The organism is Amycolatopsis sp. TRM77291 (genome assembly GCF_054166285.1).
The window spans coordinates 632,087-648,431 of sequence record NZ_JBSZHF010000001.1; the positions used below are offsets into that span (position 1 = coordinate 632,087).

The window sequence follows — 16,345 nt, forward strand, 5'->3', positions numbered from 1 at the left end:
TGGTCGCCGCTCACGCGGGGTCGGGGGTGACGCCCGTCAACTTGGTGGTCACGTCCCACAACGCGGCGCCGAGCGACTCGCTCTTCGCGGCGGCCAACGGCCGCACCTTGACCGGCGCGCCGCGAAGCCCGCCGAGCCCGCGCGGGCCGATGTAATCGCCGCCTTCGACCTCGGGGGAGGTCGCCGCGAACAGTTGCGGGAGCGTGCCCTGGCGGGCGTTCTGCGCGATGAAGATCTCGCCGATCCGGTTGCCGCCGGCGACGAGCGCGCGCACCACGGGATTGCGATAGGAACGGGCCATGCCCGAACCGAGCCCGGTCCAGGTGTAGCCCGGATGCGCCGCCACGCTGACGACGACGTCGCCCGCGGCGCGCAACCTGCGGTCCAGTTCGAGCGCGAACACCTGATTGGCGAGTTTCGACTGGCCGTAGGCCGAGCCGGGGTTGTACATCCGGCGCTCGAAGTTCGGGTCCGCGATGTCGATGCGCGCGCCTGTCGCCGCGACACTCGACAGGGTGACGACGCGCGCCCCGGAACCCTTGCGCAGGGAGGGTATCAGCAGCCAGGTCAGCACCGCGTGCCCGAGATGGTTCGTGCCGAACTGGGTCTCGAAACCGTCCTTGGTGTGGCCGCGCGGGGTCGCCATCACGCCCGCGTTGTTGACCAGGACGTCGAGCTTGCCGTCCGTGAGTTCCTGGATCTTCTTCGCGGCTTCGCGGACCGAGTCCAGGTCGGCGAGATCCAGCCGGATGAGTTCGGGTGCTTCCCCGGTCGCGGCCGCGCGAACCTGTTCGAGCGCCTTGGCGCCGCGCTCCGGCGATCGGCAGCCGAGCAGCACGCGGGCCCCCTTGCCCGCGAGCACCTCAGACATGCGCAGCCCGAGCCCCGAGTTCGCCCCGGTGACGAACACGGTCCGGCCGGTCTGATCCGGGATGTCGGCCTCGGTCCAGCGCGCGTGAGCAGCCATGTCGGTACCTAACTACATCGTCGGCGGGGCCGCTACGCCGGATCAGGCGCTCGGCGCGAGCAAACGGAGCAAGTGACCCATGGGGCTGCGGCGGCGGGCGGGCTTCGCGTGCCGTCCGTGCCGGAGCAGGGCGGCGAACGCGCTGCCGACCTTGGTGATCTCGTCGGCGGGCTCGTCGCCGTCGGCCAGCCCCGCCGTCAGCGCGAGCATGCGCAGTTCGGCCTCGTGGCCCGGGATCAGCGCGGGGCACCGGTCGAGAGCCGCGTCGAGAACGGCGCGGAGGGTCTCGTGTTCGGCGGTGGCGCTGTTCCAGGCGCGGGTGACGGCTTCGACCCGGTCGAGCGCGAGGTCCTGGTCGGCGTAGTCCGGATCGGTCATCTCGGCGCGGAGACGACCGGCGAGCACCTGGTTCCACTTGTACCGGAGCGCGACCAGAAGCTCTTCCTCGGTCGCGAAGTACTTGGTGGCGCCAGGGATTTCTTCGAGTGAGATCGCGTCGGACGGGTGGTGACCCGCCTGGCGCAGTGCGGCTTCGAGGATGTCGCGCCGCTGGTAGAAGTCATTCCAGCTCATGATGTGGGCTCCCCTCCGTGACCCGGTTCATACCGCAGGTTTGCGGCATACTCCCGGTACGGACCTGACAGCAGTCAACATACCACGGGTATGGAGTGGGACCGGCGGCGTAAAGTTGTGAAGGTGGCGACATTGAGGTCAAGGCGGCTGGACTATTCCGAGTCCACCCGGTCGGCGCTCGTCGAGAGTGCCGTGGAGCTGTTCACCAAACGCGGGTACGCCGGCACGTCTCTCGACGAGATCGCCAAACGGGCCAGGGTGACGAAGGGCGCGTTGTACCACCATTTCAGCGGAAAGCAGGCGCTGTTCGAGGCCGCTTTCGACACGGTCGAGAGCCAGGTCTTCGACCGGCTCGAAAAGATCATGAACGGCCCCGATTCGCCGTGGGAGCGGGCGCTCGCCGGGCTGCGCGGTTTCCTGCAGAGCTGCCTCGACCCGGCGTACCAGCGCATCGCGATCCACGAGGCGCCGGTGGTGATGGGCTGGGAGCGCTGGCGCGAGGCGGAGGAGCGGTGCAGCTTCGGCCTGGTCCGCACCGGGATCCAGTCGCTCATCGAGGTCGGCGAGGTCGACGACGTCCCGGTGGACGTCACCGCGCGGCTGCTGTTCGGCGCGTTGTCCAGCGCCGCCATCGAGATCGCTTCGTCTCCGGAGCCGAAGAAGGTCAGCGCCCAGGTCGAGGAGGTCCTGGTGCGGCTGCTCGTCGGATTCCGCCGTGTCCCGTCCGCCGAGCACGGGAAAGCGAGCTGACCTCGCCGTAGCTAGGGTGGCTTTCGTGGACCTCAGGATCTTTACCGAGCCCCAGCAGGGGGCCAGTTACGAAGACCTGCTCCGGGTGGCGAAGGCCACCGAGGACGCCGGTTACGACGCCTTCTTCCGCAGCGACCACTACCTGAAGATGGGTTCGGCGACCGGGCTGCCCGGGCCGACCGACGCGTGGATCACCCTCGCGGGGCTCGCCCGCGAGACCCGCCGCGTGCGGCTGGGCACCCTCGTCACCGCCGCCACCTTCCGCCATCCGTCGGTGCTCGCGATCTCGGTCGCGCAGGTGGACCAGATGTCGGGCGGCCGCGTCGAACTCGGCCTCGGTTCCGGCTGGTACGACGATGAGCACACCGCGTACGGCCTCGACCTGCCGCCGATCAAGGAGCGGTTCGACCGCTACGCCGAGCAGCTCGCCGTCGTCACCGGGCTGTGGGAGACGCCGGAGGGGGAGACGTTCTCCTTCGACGGCGAGCACTACAAGCTCGTCGACTCGCCGGGCCTGCCGAAGCCGGCGCAGCGGCCCCGGCCGCCGGTGATCATCGGCGGTGGCGGCAAGAAGCGCACCCCGGCGCTCGCCGCCCGCTACGCGGACGAGTTCAACCTGCCGTTCGTGGGACCGGACGTCGCCGCGGCGCAGTTCGGCCGCGTCGACGACGCCGCCCGCGAAATCGGCCGCGACCCCAAGGAGATCATCCGCTCGGCCGCGCTCGTCGTCGCCGTGGGCCGTGACGACGCCGAGGTCGCGAAGCGCGCTTCGGTGCTCGGGCGGGAGGTGTCCGAGCTGCGGGAGAACGGCCTCGCGGGGACGCCGTCGGAGGTCGTCGAGAAGGTCGGGCTGTGGCGGGAGAAGACCGGGATCACCCGGCTCTACCTGCAGCTGCTGGACCTCTCGGACCTGGACCAGATCGAGCTGATCGCCTCCGAGGTCGCTCCTCAGCTGGACTGAGCCGGAATGCCGTGAAGGCCTCCTTCCCTACTCTCACGGTAGGGAAGGAGGCCTTCACGGACTTTCAGTTCTGCAGGGCGAAGGTGACGCCGGGGGCCGCGGGGGCCTCGGGGCGGGGCAGCCAGCGTTCGTCGCTCACCGGCAGATCGCCTTCCAGCGCCGCGAGGACGGCGTCGCGCGCCATCGGCAGCACCGACGCCACGGTGACCTCGCGGTCGAGCTCGTAGGAAAGCGACGTCACGCCCGCGTCTCGGATGCCGCACGGGACGATCTTGTCGAAGGCGCCCAGGTCCGCGTTGCAGTTCAGCTCGAAACCGTGCATGGTCACGCCGCGCTGGACGCGGATGCCGATCGCGGCGATCTTCCGCTCCGGGCCGCGGTCGTCGGCGGGGATCCAGACGCCGCTGCGGCCCTCGACCCGGCCGGTGTGCACGCCGAGCTGGTCGCAGACGGTGATCAGGGCCTCTTCGAGCCGCCGCACGTAGTGCACGACGTCGATCGGGTCGGCGAGTTTGACGATCGGGTACCCGACCAGCTGGCCCGGCCCGTGCCAGGTGATCTTGCCGCCGCGGTCGACGTCGATCACCGGGGTGCCGTCGGTCGGCCGGTCCTCGGCTTCGGTGCGCTTGCCCGCGGTGTACACCGACGGGTGCTCCAGCAGCAGCATGGTGTCCGGGCCGTCACCGTCGGCACGTGCCGTCACGTGCTCTCGCTGGAGTTCCCAGGCTTCGGTGTAGTCGATCGTCCCGATCTCGCGGACGTCGACGGGCTCGGCGGAGGCGCGGCATGACGTGGTCGAAGAGCTCACGTCAGCGACACTACGCCGGGTCTTTCGGCAGGGGGAGCAGGCCCAGCCCGGCCGCCGCGATCAGGCCGACGCCGCCCACCGCGAGCACGGAGCCCGCGGTATCGGTCAGCCAGTGGACGCCCAGCACGATGCGGCAGAGGGCACCCGCCACCGTCGCCGCGGCGGCGATCGTGATCGCCAGGCGCGTCAGCCGCGGGCGGGTCCACGCGCACAGCAGTACCGCGACGAACCCGGTGCACGCGACGGCGACCACATGCCCGCTCGGATAGCTCAGATCGGGGAATTCACGCGGCCGCTCCCGGTAGAAGGCCGGTTTCGCGATCAGGCTGGTCATGCGGCACAGCAGCAGGACGACGGCGAGTTTGACGCACAGCACGGTCAGGTCCCGGCGGCGCCAGGCGATGACCGCCAGCACCGCGCCCAGCGCGAACGGCAGGACCGGGCCGAGGACGTTCGTGACCAGGCCCGCCACCTGACCGGCGGGCCTGGTGTGCTGGCCGCGGAACGCGTCGGCGAGCGCGACGTCCACCGGCGGCGGCCGCTCGTCGACGGACAGCCCGAGGACGACGAAGCCGATCAACAGGAGGAACCCGGCGAGGGTGTACAGACCGCGCCGCACGGTCATGTCGCGGCGGCCAGCGCGTCCTCGAGGGTCGGATGGCGGAACGCGTATCCCGCCTCCTCCAGCGCACGCGGCATGGCACGTTGCCCGAACAGCGCCATCTCCTCCGCCGCTTGCCCGAGGGCGATCTTCATGGCGAAACCGGGCACCTGCCAGATCGCCGGCCGGTGCACGGCGCGGCCCAGCGCCTTCGTGAAAGCGGCGTTCGTGGCGGGCTGCGGTCCGGAGAGGTTGACCGCGCCGGACAGCGTTTCGTTCTCCAGCGCGAAAACGATCGCGCCGACCTCGTCGTCGAGCGAGATCCACGGCATGTATTGCTTGCCGTCACCGAGTTTCCCGCCGAGCCCCAGGCGGAACAGCGGGCGCAGGACGTCCAGTAGCCCGCCTTCGCGCGCGAGCACCAGCCCGGTGCGGATGCGTACGACCCGGGCGCCGGCGGTGGCCGCGGTCTCGGTGGCGCCTTCCCAAGCGGTGCAGAGCTCGGCGAGGAAACCGCGGCCCGCCGGGCTCGTTTCGTCCACAAGGGACGGACCGGCGTCACCGTAGTAGCCGACGGCGGAGGCGTTGACCAGCACGGGGATCCCGTGTTCGGCGACGGCTTCCGCGAGGACCTCCGTCGGTTCGACCCGGCTGTCGAGGAGGACCTGTTTGCGGGCCGCGCTCCATCGGCCGGGCAGCAGTGGCGCTCCCGCGAGGTTCACGACGGCGTCGATCCCGTCGAGCGCGCCGTCCGCGATCTCGCCGGCGGGTGGATCCCAGCGGCGTTCGTCGGCCGCCCGCTCCTCCCGGCGGACGAGCCGGACCACTTCGTGCCCGGAACGGCGTAACCGTGTCGTGAGGGAGGTGCCGATCAGCCCGCTCGCGCCCGCGATCAGAACTCGCATGATCCGATCGTGTCCTATCCGCGATCCGGCCGCACGCTCAGGTTCTTCAGTTGCCCGGCGACGTCGGACGCGGCGGTGAGCAGCACGAGCACCGGGATCGTCGCGGCGGGCCGGAGCCGGTAACTGCCGCGTTTGTCCTGCTCGACGATCCCGGCGCCGGTCAGCGCCTTGAGGTGGTGGTACAGCTGGCCCGGCGAGCCGAGTTCGGCGGCTTCCTGCAGGGCGGGCGCGGTCTGCGCGCCCTTCTCGGCCAGCGTCCGCACGAGTGCCACCCGTGCCGTGCTGGACAGGGCCGCGAGCACTTCGACCCGCGGCCCGTCCTCGAATGCCAGCATCGGGCCGGGCGTGACGTTGATCGCCCAGCTCAGTTCGAACGGTTCGGTCAGCTCGCCGTGGTAGCCGACCAGGCCGCCGGGGCCCGCCGCCGGTTCGGTCTGCCGGCTGTGTCCTCCTTCGAGCGCGGCTACCCGTGCTTCGAGGGCGGCGATCCGTTCGGCGAACTCGGCGTTCATACCGGCTATCTATACCGCCGCCTCAGTGAAGCGCTCGTTCCAGGGCGCCGAACCGGGCCGTGTCGGACAGCGCCGCGAGTACGAGGTCGATGAGCGGCAAGGCGTTCTGCATGTCCTGGTCGCTCACACCGGTGAGCAGGACCGCCGCCGTGCCCGAACGTCCGCCCGGCCAGCGGACGGAAAGTCCGAGCGTCAGTGTGCGCGGCAGGCTTCCGCCCTTGAAGAGCACTTCACTCGCTCCTGGCGGTACGCGGTCCGCGAGCGGCTTCGCGAGGATCTCGCGCGCGGGGGCGTAGAGGCCCTTCGCGATACTGCGGTGAAGCGAGAACAGATCCGAAGCCGAGCCCTGGCCGTGCCCCTTGATCCACGGCCATTGGGCGTCGGAGGTGCCCGGCATACTCGGCCAGCGCTTGAAGGCTTCGGCGCGGAACCCCGGATCGCGGACGAACCGGCGCGCGACCGCGTCGCCCATCGCCCGCCGGACTGCGACCGGACTACCGGGGCGAGGCGCGTACTCCGGCATCATCAGCATCAGGACCTCGCCGCCGAGCGATCGGGTGTCCGGCCGGAACCAGCCGCCCCGCGCGGCCGCCCGCTGGAGGGCGGGGTCGCCGAGGCGGGTGCGGAGATAGTCCGTGGCGGCGTTGTCGCTGAAGAGGATCATCGCTTCGGCGAGCCTCGCCAGTGGGACACGCTGTTCGGGGTCCTTGGCGATGCCGTAGTCGTCGCAGGGGACGCCCAGCCAGTTGAGCGCCTGGAAATGCGCGCGGCCGTCGGCGACGAAGGGATGATGGGCGTCCCAGTCGCCCACCCGGATCTGTTCCTCCGGGTCGAGCCTGCCGTCGGCCACCGCGACGGCGTACGCGCTGAGATGCACGACCTTGATCGACGACGCCAGAACGCGTCGCACGTCGGCGTTGCGGGCGGCGCGACGGCCCGCGCCGTCGTCGATCAGGACGGAGACGTCGCTCCGGTGGGCGGCGATCCAGTCGAGCCAGCCCTGTCCGGTCGTCGTGTCCGGCTGGGCCGCGGTCGCGGTTCCCGGCAGCAGCAACGCGGCCGATCCCGCGGCGGCGCCCGCCAGCAGATGGCGTCTGGTCAGCATGGGTGACGTCCTCCCTCTTGTTTTCCGTAATTCCGGAATACTAGAGTATGAGGCGCCTGTCAAACCCCGCGTTTCGTCCTCTGGATGCGGTAGTTGGCATGACCAACTACCGCGTCCAGAGGAGTCCTCTGGATGCGGTAGTTGGCATGACCAACTACCGCGTCCAGAGGACGAAACGCGGGGAGAAAGAGGAAGGCCCCCGCCCCGCCGAAGCGGGACGAGGGCCTTCACGGACTACCGGAGGATCAGAGGCCGAGCTCGTCCTCGAAGTTGCCCTCTTCCAGACGCTGCTTGATCGTCGTGACGAAGCGGCCCGCGTCGGCCCCGTCCACCAGGCGGTGGTCGTAGGTCAGCGGCAGGAACGCCATCGACCGGACGGCGATCGTGTCGTTGCCGTCGGCGTCCGCGATCACGACCGGGCGCTTCACGACCGCGCCGGTACCGAGCATGCCGGACTGCGGCTGCACGATGATCGGCGTGTCGAACAGGGCGCCGTTGGAGCCGATGTTCGTGATCGTGAAGGTGCCGCCCGACAGCTCGTCCGGCTTGATCTGGCCCGAACGCGCGCGGCCGGCCAGGTCGGCGATGCGGTGCGCGAGACCGGCGAGGCTGAGCTCACCCGCGTCGTGGATGACCACCGACAGCAGACCCTTTTCGGTGTCCACCGCGATCCCCAGGTGCACCGCACCGTGGTAGGTGATCTCCTTCGTGTCCTCGTTGTAGGACGCGTTGACGTTCGGGTGCTGCTTGAGCGCCTCGACGGTGGCCTTCGCGAAGAACGGCAGGAACGTCAGGTTGACGCCCTCGCGCTCCTTGAAGGCCGCCTTCGCCCGCTGACGGAGCCTGGCGATCTTCGTGACGTCCACCTCGTGGACCTGCGTGAGCTGCGCGGAAACCTGCAGCGACTCGCGGGTCTTCGTGGCGGTGATCTGGCGGATCCGGCTGGCCTTCTGCACGGTGCCGCGCAGCGCCGCGAGCTCCGGCGAAACCGCCGCCTTGCGCGGAGCCGACGGGGCGGCGGCGGGGGCCGGGGCGGCGGCAGCGGGCTGCGCGGCGGGAGCCGGGGCGGCCTTCTGCTTGGCCTCGGCGGCCGCGAGCACGTCCTGCTTGCGGATACGGCCACCGACACCGCTGCCGGACAGCGACGACAGGTCGATGCCGTGCTCCGAAGCGAGCTTGCGGACCAGCGGCGTCACGTACGGCGCGTTGTCCGAGCCGTTCTCGCTGCTCGCCGCCGGCTTCGGGGCCTCGGCCTTGGGAGCCGGGGCGGCCTGCGGAGCCGGGGCGGGCTTCGGCGCGGGAGCCGCTTCGGCCTTGGGCTCGGGCTTCGGTTCCGGCTTCGGCTCGGGCTTGGGTTCCGGCTTGGGCTCGGCCTTCGGGGCCGGCGCGGAACCGGCGGCACCGATCACCGCGAGCACACCGCCGACCTCGACGGTCTCGTCCTCGCCGGCGCGGATCTCCAGCACGGTGCCGGCGACCGGGGACGGGACCTCGGTGTCGACCTTGTCCGTGGAGATCTCGAGCAGCGGCTCGTCGACCTCGACGCTCTCGCCGACCTGCTTGAGCCACCGGGTGACGGTGCCCTCGGTGACGCTCTCGCCCAGCTCGGGCAGCTTCACCTCGGTGCCTTCGCCGCCCGAAGCCGGCGCGGTGTCCGGCTGGGACGGAGCGGAGGCCTCTTCCTTCGCGGGCTCCGGCTCCGGCTCGGGCTGCGCCTCTTCGGCGGCCGGCTCGGCGGAACCGGAGGACTCCGGCACCCCGCCGGTCCCGTCGTCGATGACGGCGAGCTCGCCGCCGACCTCGACGGTCTCGTCCTCCTGAGCGCTGATCTTCACGACCTTGCCGGCGACCGGGGACGGGACCTCGGTGTCGACCTTGTCCGTGGAGATCTCGAGCAACGGCTCGTCGACCTCGACGGTGTCGCCCTCCTGCTTCAACCACCGGGTGACGGTGCCCTCGGTGACGCTCTCACCGAGCTCCGGCAACGTGACGGAGTAGGCCATCGTTCGCTGACTCCCTTGATATGTCTTGCTTGGTCTGGTTCTTCGACGGTGAGACGTCAGCTGTGGACGTGCAGCGGCTTGCCCGCGAGGGCGAGGAACGCTTCACCGAGGGCCTCGGTCTGCGTGGGGTGCGCGTGGATGAGGGGAGCCACGTCCTCGGGGAACGCCTCCCAGCTGTAGATCAGCTGCGCTTCGCCGATCAGCTCGCCGACGCGGTCGCCCACCATGTGCACGCCCACGACCGGCCCTTCCGGAGCCTTGATCAGCTTGACCCCACCGGAGGTCTTGAGGATCTGGCTCTTTCCGTTGCCGCCGAGGTCGTAGGTGAAGGTGGTGACGCCGGAGCCGTACTTCTCCTTCGCCTGCGACTCGGTGAGGCCGACCGAAGCGACCTCGGGGTGCGAGTAGGTGACGCGCGGGATGCCGCTCTCGTCGATCACGCGCGGCTCCTGGCCGGCGATCTCCTCCGCGACGAAGATGCCCTGCTGGAACCCGCGGTGCGCGAGCTGCAGGCCGGGGACGATGTCACCGACGGCGTAGACGTTCGGCAGGTTGGTGCGCAGGCGGTCGTCGGTGAGGACGAAGCCGCGCTCCATCTTGACGCCGGCCTCCTCGTAGCCGTGCCCGGCCGAGTTCGGGCCGCGGCCGACCGCGACCAGCAGCAGGTCGGCTTCGAGCGTCTCGCCGGATTCCAGCGACACGCTGACGCCGTTGTCGTCCTGCTTGGCGCCGGTGAACCGGACGCCGGTCTTGAAGGCGATCTTGCGACGGCGGAAAGCGCGCTCGAGCTGCTTGGACGCGTACTCGTCCTCGTTCGGGACCAGGCGGGGCAGCGCCTCCACGATGGTGACGTCGACGCCGAAGGACGCCCAGACGGACGCGAATTCGACACCGATGACACCACCGCCGAGGACGATGACCTTCTTCGGGATGTAGTCCAGCGAAAGGGCCTGCTCACTCGCGATGATGCGGCCGCCCAGCTCCAGGCCGGGCAGCGTCTTCGAGTACGAGCCGGTGGCCAGGATGACGTTCTTGCCGGTGTAGCGGGTGCCGTCGACCTCGACGGTCGTGCCGCCGACGAACGTCCCGGTGCCCTCGACGAGGTTCACCTTGTGCGCCTTGGCCAGGCCCTGCAGGCCCTTGTACAGGCGCGAGATGATCCCGTCCTTGTACTTGTTGACGCCGGCGATGTCGATGCCTTCCAACACGGCCTTGACACCGAAGGTCTCGGCGTCGCGGGTCTCGTCGGCGACCTCCGCCGCGTGCAGGAGGGCCTTGGTCGGGATGCAGCCTCGGTGGAGGCACGTCCCGCCAAGCTTGTCCTTTTCGATCAGGGTGACGGAAAGGCCCAGCTCGGCCGCGCGGAACGCGGCGGCGTAGCCGCCCGATCCGCCACCCAGGATCACAAGGTCGGCGGAGGTGTCGGTCACTTCAGTAACTCCTCGGCAAGCGGTAGGGGTGGTGCTCTGGCGCCGCTTCGCGCGGTATACGCGCGCGCGGACACTTGCCATCTTGTCACTACGTGTGGAGAGGCTGCGACCTAGGCCGCGTCCTGTGACCCACGGGACACGGCCCGCCAGGGTCGCCACGGTGAGCACACACGCGAGTCGGGATAATGGGCACCGGACGCTACTGGGAAGTGAGGTGGTCGGAGTGGGTCTGTTCGACTCGCTGCGCCGGCGCTCTAAAGGCGGGCAAAAGCCCGGTACGCTGCGAAAAGCCTCTTCGAACGACTTCAAGCATCTCGAGGAGTGGGCCTCTTCACGGACCGGCGTCGAGGCTTATGTCGAGCCCAAGACCAACGTCACGGAGACCACCGTCGTCCTGATCGCCCACGACGGCGAATGGACCCGGCGCCGGATCGAGAGCCTGGACGCGGCTCAGCAGTTCGGCCGCAAACGGTCGATCCCCGTGTACGAGGTGGCGCGCGTCGGCTACCCGAAGCGGATGCGGGAGTACACCGAGCGGAAGAAGCGCGGCGAAGCCTGAGGCGGGATCAGAGGTCGATCTCGCCGACGTGTTGTCCGTCGTGGACGGTGCCGGTGTCGCGGAAGCCGAGCCGCAGGTAGAACGCCTTCGGGCCGTGCTCGCCCGGGACCCAGAGGGTCGTCGCCCGCCGGCCGCCACGGCGCCGAGCCTCGTCGAGGACGGCCTCGACGGCGAATCGGCCGTAGCCCTTGCCTTGCCGCCCTGCCGCGACGTTGAGCCGCCAGAGCCCGCAGCGGAAGTAGTCGATCGGGCAGTCCGGATCGAACGCGCCCATCACGAATCCGACCGGTTCGCCGTCGTCGAGGATCAGCCGCGGCCAGGCGACTTCGGGCCGCGTGTAGGCCTCGGCGAGTGACCGGGCCACGGGGGCCACGTAGGAATCCTGGTGCGGTTCGACGGCGATCGAGCAGGCGACGCCGACGTTGTCCCGGGTGATCTTCGTGAGCGTGAGTGCGGTCATGGTCGCGAAGCTAGCGACGCGCTCCGGCGGAATTCACGCGGATTGCGCCAAAAGGAGCAAGTGCCGCTCCAGCAGCGCCCGGAACGTCGGATGCACCGTCGTGCCCAGCGCCGGGTCGATCTCGACCGTCCGCCACTCGTCGCCGGCGGCCGTCAGCAGCACGACGGCCGGGTCCGCGATCACGACGACGCCGCCTTCCGCGCGGAGTTCCGCGGTCCCGAGCAGCCGCGGGAAGACGACGTCGGCGGGCAGGCCGTCGCAGGTCTGCAGGAACTCGCGGTAGTCGTCGGGCAGCCGGAGGCCGAGCCGCGCCTCGGCGGCGCCGATGGTGCGAAGCGACGCGGCCGGGGGAGCGGTGCCGCCGCCGCGCAGCCGCAGGATGCCCGCGATCATCTCGCGCCAGGAGCCGGTGTCCGGCGGGTAGCGCTCGTACAGCGCCGCGACCAGCGCCCCGGCGCACACTTCGGTCCAGCCGCCGAGCCCTAGCGGGTCCGCGCCGCCGGCGAGCCGCGGCGCGAGACGCCGGGTCGCGGCGAGCACGGCGAAGTCCGGGCGGCCCTGGCGCGACGCGATCTCCGCCCAGGCGTCCAGATCGCCTCGCGCGACGGCTTCGCGCAACCGGTCCGGGCGCGACGGGCCGAGATGCGAGACGGCCTCGCCGATCGGGGAGCCGCCGAGCAGACCGTCGAGATCGGACACCCGCCGGGCGAGGTACTCGTCGTGCGCGCGTTCCTCCGCGTCGAGATCGAGCGGGATCATCCCCGCGGCCCAGTCCGGGTGCGCTCCTCGCGCTTCGAAGAGCATCGCCCACGCGCGGGCCTGCACGGCGCTGGGGACCAGCGCCGTGACGGGACGTTCGGTGAGCGCGTGCCAATGCGTGACCAGCCGGTCGGCGTCCGCCATCGCCCCGGACGCGGCGAACAGCAGCGCCGCGTGCGCGATCCGGTCGTCGAGCGCCGCGTCGTCGCCGCTGAGCACGTCCCTGATCGCGCCTTCGAGATACGCGTCCCTGTCCACGGCACCGACCTTGCCACAAAGCGCGTGAAGGCCCCCTTCCCTCGGCTCAGCCGAGGGAAGGGGGCCCCCCGCGAAAAGGATCAGCCGTTCGCGGCGATGTCCGCGAGGACCGCGGCGATGGTGCGGACCGGGACGCCGGTGCCGCCCTTGCCGGTGTAACCCCACGGCCCGGAGGTGTTGAACGACGGACCCGCGATGTCGATGTGCGCCCAGGGCAGGCCCTCGGTGACGAACTCGCGCAGGAAGATGCCCGCGGCGAGCATGCCGCCCCAGCGGTGCCCGGTGACGTTGGCCAGGTCGGCGAGGCGCGAGTCGAGGTCGGCGCGCAGCTCCTCGGGCAGCGGCATGGCCCAGCCGCCCTCACCGGTGGCCTGCGCGATCGAGGCGACGCGGTCGCGGAACTCGTCCGAGCCCATGACACCGGCGGTGCGGTTGCCCAGCGCGACGACCTGCGCGCCGGTCAGGGTCGAGGTCTCGATCAGGTAGTCGGGGTTCTCCTCGCCCGCGCGCACGATGGCGTCGGCCAGCACGAGACGGCCTTCGGCGTCGGTGTTGAGCACCTCGACGGTCTTACCGCCGTACATGCTGAGCACGTCGCCCGGACGGTAAGAAGTGGCCGAGGGCAGGTTCTCCGCCAGCGGGATGTGCGCGACGACCTCGAGCGGGTACTTCAGCTTCGCGGCCAGCACCACGGACGCGAGCACGGCGGCCGCGCCCGACATGTCCGAGGTCATGTGGTCCATGTTCGCGGCGGGCTTGATCGAGATGCCGCCCGAGTCGAAGGTGATGCCCTTGCCGATCAGCGCGACCTTCTTCGAGGCCTTCGCGGGCTTGTAGGCGATGCGCAGCAGGCGCGGCTGACGCGACGAACCGCCGCCGACGCCGAGGATGCCGCCGAAGCCCTTGCGCTTCAAGGCCTTCTCGTCGAGGACCTCGAAGTCGAGGTCGTTCGCCTCGGCCAGCGTCTTCGCGCGGTCGGCGAAGGAGGCGGGGAACAGGTCGTTCGGCGGGGTGTTGATCAGGTCGCGGGCGATGATGACCGACTCGGCGATCAGGCCGGCGGCCTTCAGCGTCGCCTTGTGGTCCTTGGCGGTGCCCTCTTCAGGGCTCACGAAGTCGACCTTGGCGACCGGGCCGTCGCCCTTCTCGGAGCGGTACTCGGTGAAGGAGTACGCGCCGAGCACGGTGCCTTCGACGGCGGCCTGGAGGTCGATCGCGGACAGCGTGACGAACGCACGGTCGGTCCCGCTCAGCGCCCGCGCGGCGGCACCGGCGCCCCGGCGGACCTGCTCGGCGGTGACGCCGTCCGCGCCCGCCTTGCCGAGGCCGACGGCCAGCACGACACCGGCGGACAGCTTGCCCAGCGTCGGTACCTTGACGACCTCGTCGGCCTTGCCGGACGCGCCGAGGGTGCCGAGGACGTCGGCGAGCTTGCCGTCGAAGGCGGAATCGGCGACGGAGGAGCCGGCGGCGAGGGCCAGGCCGTCCTCGCCCTGCAGGGTTCCGATGACGACGACGTCGGCGCGCGTCTTGGCAAGCGCCGCTTCGGCGTTCTCGGTCAGGGCAAGCTTCGGCACGGTCACTTCTGGCTCCTCGCGCGTTCGCGGTGGTACCGGGCGGCCGCCCGGTTGGATCGTGAGCCATGCTAATGACAGCGGGACCTGGGGTAACAGCGGGGCCGATCGGGTAACCGGATGACACTGGAAGGGAGACGGCGTGCGGCTGGCGGGCGGTCTGCTCATCGCGCTGGCGGCGGGCACCTCCGGAGCGGATTACTGGGTACTCGTCGCGGCCGTGGTCGCGGCCGTGCTCGCGGTCGCGGCGGAGGCGCTGCTGCCGCCGGTGGGCGACACCCGGCTCGACCGGATCGTGGGCTCCGTTTCACGCCTGAGCCTGGTCCTGGTCTTCGCGACGACGTTCGGCCAATATCTCTTTCCGTCCGCGCCGGGAGCCGCCGCCGCGGTGTTCGCCGTCGTGGTGACCGTCGCCGACCTGGCGGGTGTCCGCCTCGGCGACTACGCCGCCCGCTGGGTCACCGGCCTGCTGCTGGCCGCGGCCGCGTCGCTGATCGCCATCTGCGTCGGGATCCCGCCGCTGGCGCAGTTCATCGCGCCGGACCCGCCGTCCGTGCCAGGACTGGGCCTCGCCGTGCTGGTGCTGCTGCCGTTCCTGCTGCCCCGCCGTCCCGGCGCGGGCCGCGCGGCCGCGGTGGGCGCCGTGGCCGTCGCGATCACCGCAGTCGCGCTCTACCAGCTGGGGCCGATCCGGCTGGGACTTTCGGTGACATCGTTCCGCGAGCTCCTCGCCGCGGCCGACGCGGTGTCGTTGCTGCCGGTGCTGACCGTCGTGGCCGCCGTGGCGACCGTCCCCGTCGCGGTGGACGCCTTCACCGACGGCCGCGAGCGGCTTTCCCCGGAACGTCCGAAGGCGACACTCGCTTGTGGACTGATCGTGGCCGTCGCCGCGGCCTTCGCTGGGCCGGTCGTGGCCCTCGGGCTCGCGGGAGTGGGAACGCTCGCCGAACTGGTTCTGCGGGTCCGCGCCCGTCGGTACCGTTCGAAGAGTGACCGTTCAAGGCGTGCATGATCCTCTCTGGACCCCTGGCGACACGGTCGTCGAACGCTTCCTCCGACCGGACGGCTCGATCGGCCAGCACCACCCGCTGCGCGTCATCTCCGACGACGGCACCGTGCTGCTCGGCTGGCTGCCCGCGGACACCCCGATCGTCGGCAGCAGGCTCGCCGACGGGCGGCTCTTCCGCGAGGCGCCGCTCGAGGAGCGGTTCCGGGTGCCGAGGGTGCGGGTGGCCGACTTCTGGCGCGACACCTCGACGCTGCGCCGCATCGCCGACGACGAATGGTCGTCGGTCTGGTGGTTCTTCGACGCCGGCGGCCGTTTCCTGAACTGGTACGTCAACCTCGAGGTCCCGCTGGGGCGCACGCCGTCGGGACCGGACCGCATCGACGGCATCCTCGACGTCGCCGTCGAGCCCGGCGGGCGCTGGCAGTGGAAGGACGAGGACGAGGCGGAGGAGGCCGTCCTCGCCGGCCGCATCACCGCCGGTCAGCTGGAGCGGCTGCGCGCCGAGGGCGAGCGGATCGGGGCACTCGCGGACGCCGGGCGGTTCCCCTTCGACGGGACGTGGACCGATTTCCGGCCCGACCCGGACTGGCCCGCGCCCGGCCTCCCCGAGGGGTTGCTCTAGCCGACCTGGAGGAGCAGGAGCAGCACCAGCACCACGTTGACCACCGTGAGGATGACCACCGACTTGGTGGACAGCTCGCGCGGGAACACCTTGCCGTGGATGCTCTTCCACCAGAAGATGCCGAAACCGCCGGCGACCAGTCCGAGGAACGCGCCGAAGCCGCTGTCGAGCAGGGCCCAGCCGTCCATCATCAGCACGCCGGTGCCGAAGGTGAGCAGCACGGCCGTCACGAAGGTCTTGACGTCGGCCCCCGCGCCGGGGGTGGCGGGCTTGGCCGGCTGGGCCGGGTGGGCGGGCTGCATCTGGTTGTACGTCACGCCGCCATCCTAGGGGCGAGACCCTCCCGTGTTCGTCGTGACGGACGGATCGAGGGAGGTAAAGANTTCGGGACGCCACACGTCCCGAAAGTGGCTTTCGCGACGTGTGCGCCAGCCTCGGACGTGCAGAGTAGCGAAGGTCTCCTTCCCTACTCTCACGGTAGGGAAGGAG

Annotated in this window: 18 protein-coding genes; 5 read left to right on the forward strand and 13 right to left on the reverse strand. The window is 70.7% G+C overall.

The features are described 5' to 3' along the window. Nucleotides 1-10: 10 nt before the first annotated feature. Both ACXIZN_RS02960 and ACXIZN_RS02965 read right to left on the reverse strand, forming a co-directional pair. Entirely contained in the window at nt 11-967 is a 957-nt protein-coding gene (locus tag ACXIZN_RS02960; RefSeq protein WP_457952445.1) for an oxidoreductase, read from the reverse strand. A gap of 42 nt (nt 968-1,009) precedes the next feature. Further along, nucleotides 1,010-1,540 carry a hypothetical protein gene (locus ACXIZN_RS02965; RefSeq protein ID WP_257485308.1) on the reverse strand — a complete coding sequence of 177 codons (531 nt, stop codon included), beginning with the start codon at nt 1,538-1,540 and terminating at the stop codon, nt 1,010-1,012. A 132-nt stretch (nt 1,541-1,672) separates the two neighbouring features. On the opposite strand from ACXIZN_RS02965, the gene ACXIZN_RS02970 reads away from it, so the two are divergent. Next, nucleotides 1,673-2,290 (forward strand): TetR/AcrR family transcriptional regulator, encoded by a 618-nt coding sequence (locus ACXIZN_RS02970; RefSeq protein ID WP_181773782.1) that lies wholly within the window; start codon nt 1,673-1,675, stop codon nt 2,288-2,290. A gap of 25 nt (nt 2,291-2,315) precedes the next feature. Then, complete coding sequence (locus ACXIZN_RS02975) at nt 2,316-3,251, forward strand: LLM class F420-dependent oxidoreductase (protein ID WP_240594115.1); 936 nt, start codon at nt 2,316-2,318, stop codon at nt 3,249-3,251. 64 nt (nt 3,252-3,315) lie between these two features. Here ACXIZN_RS02975 and lipB read toward each other — a convergent pair whose 3' ends face one another. From lipB to lpdA, 7 genes are all read right to left on the reverse strand, one after another. Beyond that, a complete protein-coding gene (gene lipB / locus ACXIZN_RS02980; protein ID WP_126737774.1) occupies nt 3,316-4,059 on the reverse strand; it encodes a lipoyl(octanoyl) transferase LipB in 744 nt (247 codons plus the stop codon). Nucleotides 4,060-4,069: 10 nt separating this feature from the next. Continuing rightward, the gene (locus tag ACXIZN_RS02985; protein ID WP_457952447.1) at nt 4,070-4,684 is read right to left on the reverse strand and encodes a phosphatase PAP2 family protein; all 615 of its coding nucleotides are present in this window, start codon (nt 4,682-4,684) and stop codon (nt 4,070-4,072) included. Continuing rightward, the gene (locus tag ACXIZN_RS02990) at nt 4,681-5,565 is read right to left on the reverse strand and encodes a TIGR01777 family oxidoreductase (protein ID WP_457952448.1); all 885 of its coding nucleotides are present in this window, start codon (nt 5,563-5,565) and stop codon (nt 4,681-4,683) included. Before ACXIZN_RS02990 ends, ACXIZN_RS02985 begins: the two co-directional genes overlap by 4 nt. Before the next feature lie 14 nt (nt 5,566-5,579). Next, the gene (locus ACXIZN_RS02995) at nt 5,580-6,077 is read right to left on the reverse strand and encodes an ArsR/SmtB family transcription factor (protein WP_192741074.1); all 498 of its coding nucleotides are present in this window, start codon (nt 6,075-6,077) and stop codon (nt 5,580-5,582) included. 22 nt (nt 6,078-6,099) lie between these two features. Beyond that, nucleotides 6,100-7,182: a serine hydrolase gene (locus ACXIZN_RS03000; protein ID WP_457952450.1), complete on the reverse strand. Its 1,083-nt coding sequence runs from the start codon at nt 7,180-7,182 to the stop codon at nt 6,100-6,102. Nucleotides 7,183-7,427: 245 nt separating this feature from the next. Continuing rightward, a complete protein-coding gene (gene sucB, locus ACXIZN_RS03005; protein ID WP_457952452.1) occupies nt 7,428-9,185 on the reverse strand; it encodes a 2-oxoglutarate dehydrogenase, E2 component, dihydrolipoamide succinyltransferase in 1,758 nt (585 codons plus the stop codon). Between the two features lie 56 nt (nt 9,186-9,241). Continuing rightward, nucleotides 9,242-10,615, reverse strand: coding sequence for a dihydrolipoyl dehydrogenase (lpdA, locus tag ACXIZN_RS03010; RefSeq protein ID WP_457952454.1), 1,374 nt, complete (start codon nt 10,613-10,615; stop codon nt 9,242-9,244). A 214-nt stretch (nt 10,616-10,829) separates the two neighbouring features. Between lpdA and ACXIZN_RS03015 the strand changes: the two genes are divergently transcribed. Then, nucleotides 10,830-11,174, forward strand: coding sequence for an oxidoreductase (locus ACXIZN_RS03015; protein WP_125787941.1), 345 nt, complete (start codon nt 10,830-10,832; stop codon nt 11,172-11,174). Between the two features lie 7 nt (nt 11,175-11,181). Here ACXIZN_RS03015 and ACXIZN_RS03020 read toward each other — a convergent pair whose 3' ends face one another. The 3 genes from ACXIZN_RS03020 to ACXIZN_RS03030 form a co-directional block, all read right to left on the reverse strand. Next, nucleotides 11,182-11,634: a GNAT family N-acetyltransferase gene (locus ACXIZN_RS03020; RefSeq protein WP_457952455.1), complete on the reverse strand. Its 453-nt coding sequence runs from the start codon at nt 11,632-11,634 to the stop codon at nt 11,182-11,184. Between the two features lie 33 nt (nt 11,635-11,667). After that, a complete protein-coding gene (locus tag ACXIZN_RS03025; protein WP_457952456.1) occupies nt 11,668-12,651 on the reverse strand; it encodes an SMI1/KNR4 family protein in 984 nt (327 codons plus the stop codon). An 80-nt stretch (nt 12,652-12,731) separates the two neighbouring features. Beyond that, nucleotides 12,732-14,234 carry a leucyl aminopeptidase gene (locus tag ACXIZN_RS03030; protein ID WP_457952458.1) on the reverse strand — a complete coding sequence of 501 codons (1,503 nt, stop codon included), beginning with the start codon at nt 14,232-14,234 and terminating at the stop codon, nt 12,732-12,734. 133 nt (nt 14,235-14,367) lie between these two features. Between ACXIZN_RS03030 and ACXIZN_RS03035 the strand changes: the two genes are divergently transcribed. Both ACXIZN_RS03035 and ACXIZN_RS03040 read left to right on the forward strand, forming a co-directional pair. Continuing rightward, nucleotides 14,368-15,237 carry a hypothetical protein gene (locus tag ACXIZN_RS03035; protein WP_457952459.1) on the forward strand — a complete coding sequence of 290 codons (870 nt, stop codon included), beginning with the start codon at nt 14,368-14,370 and terminating at the stop codon, nt 15,235-15,237. Continuing rightward, a complete protein-coding gene (locus ACXIZN_RS03040) occupies nt 15,230-15,856 on the forward strand; it encodes a DUF402 domain-containing protein (RefSeq protein WP_192741082.1) in 627 nt (208 codons plus the stop codon). The genes ACXIZN_RS03035 and ACXIZN_RS03040 overlap by 8 nt, the downstream gene beginning before the upstream one ends. On the opposite strand, the gene ACXIZN_RS03045 is transcribed toward ACXIZN_RS03040, so the two are convergent. Next, nucleotides 15,853-16,173 (reverse strand): hypothetical protein, encoded by a 321-nt coding sequence (locus ACXIZN_RS03045; RefSeq protein ID WP_457952461.1) that lies wholly within the window; start codon nt 16,171-16,173, stop codon nt 15,853-15,855. The two genes, ACXIZN_RS03040 and ACXIZN_RS03045, sit on opposite strands and share 4 nt — an antisense overlap. Nucleotides 16,174-16,345 lie beyond the last annotated feature (172 nt).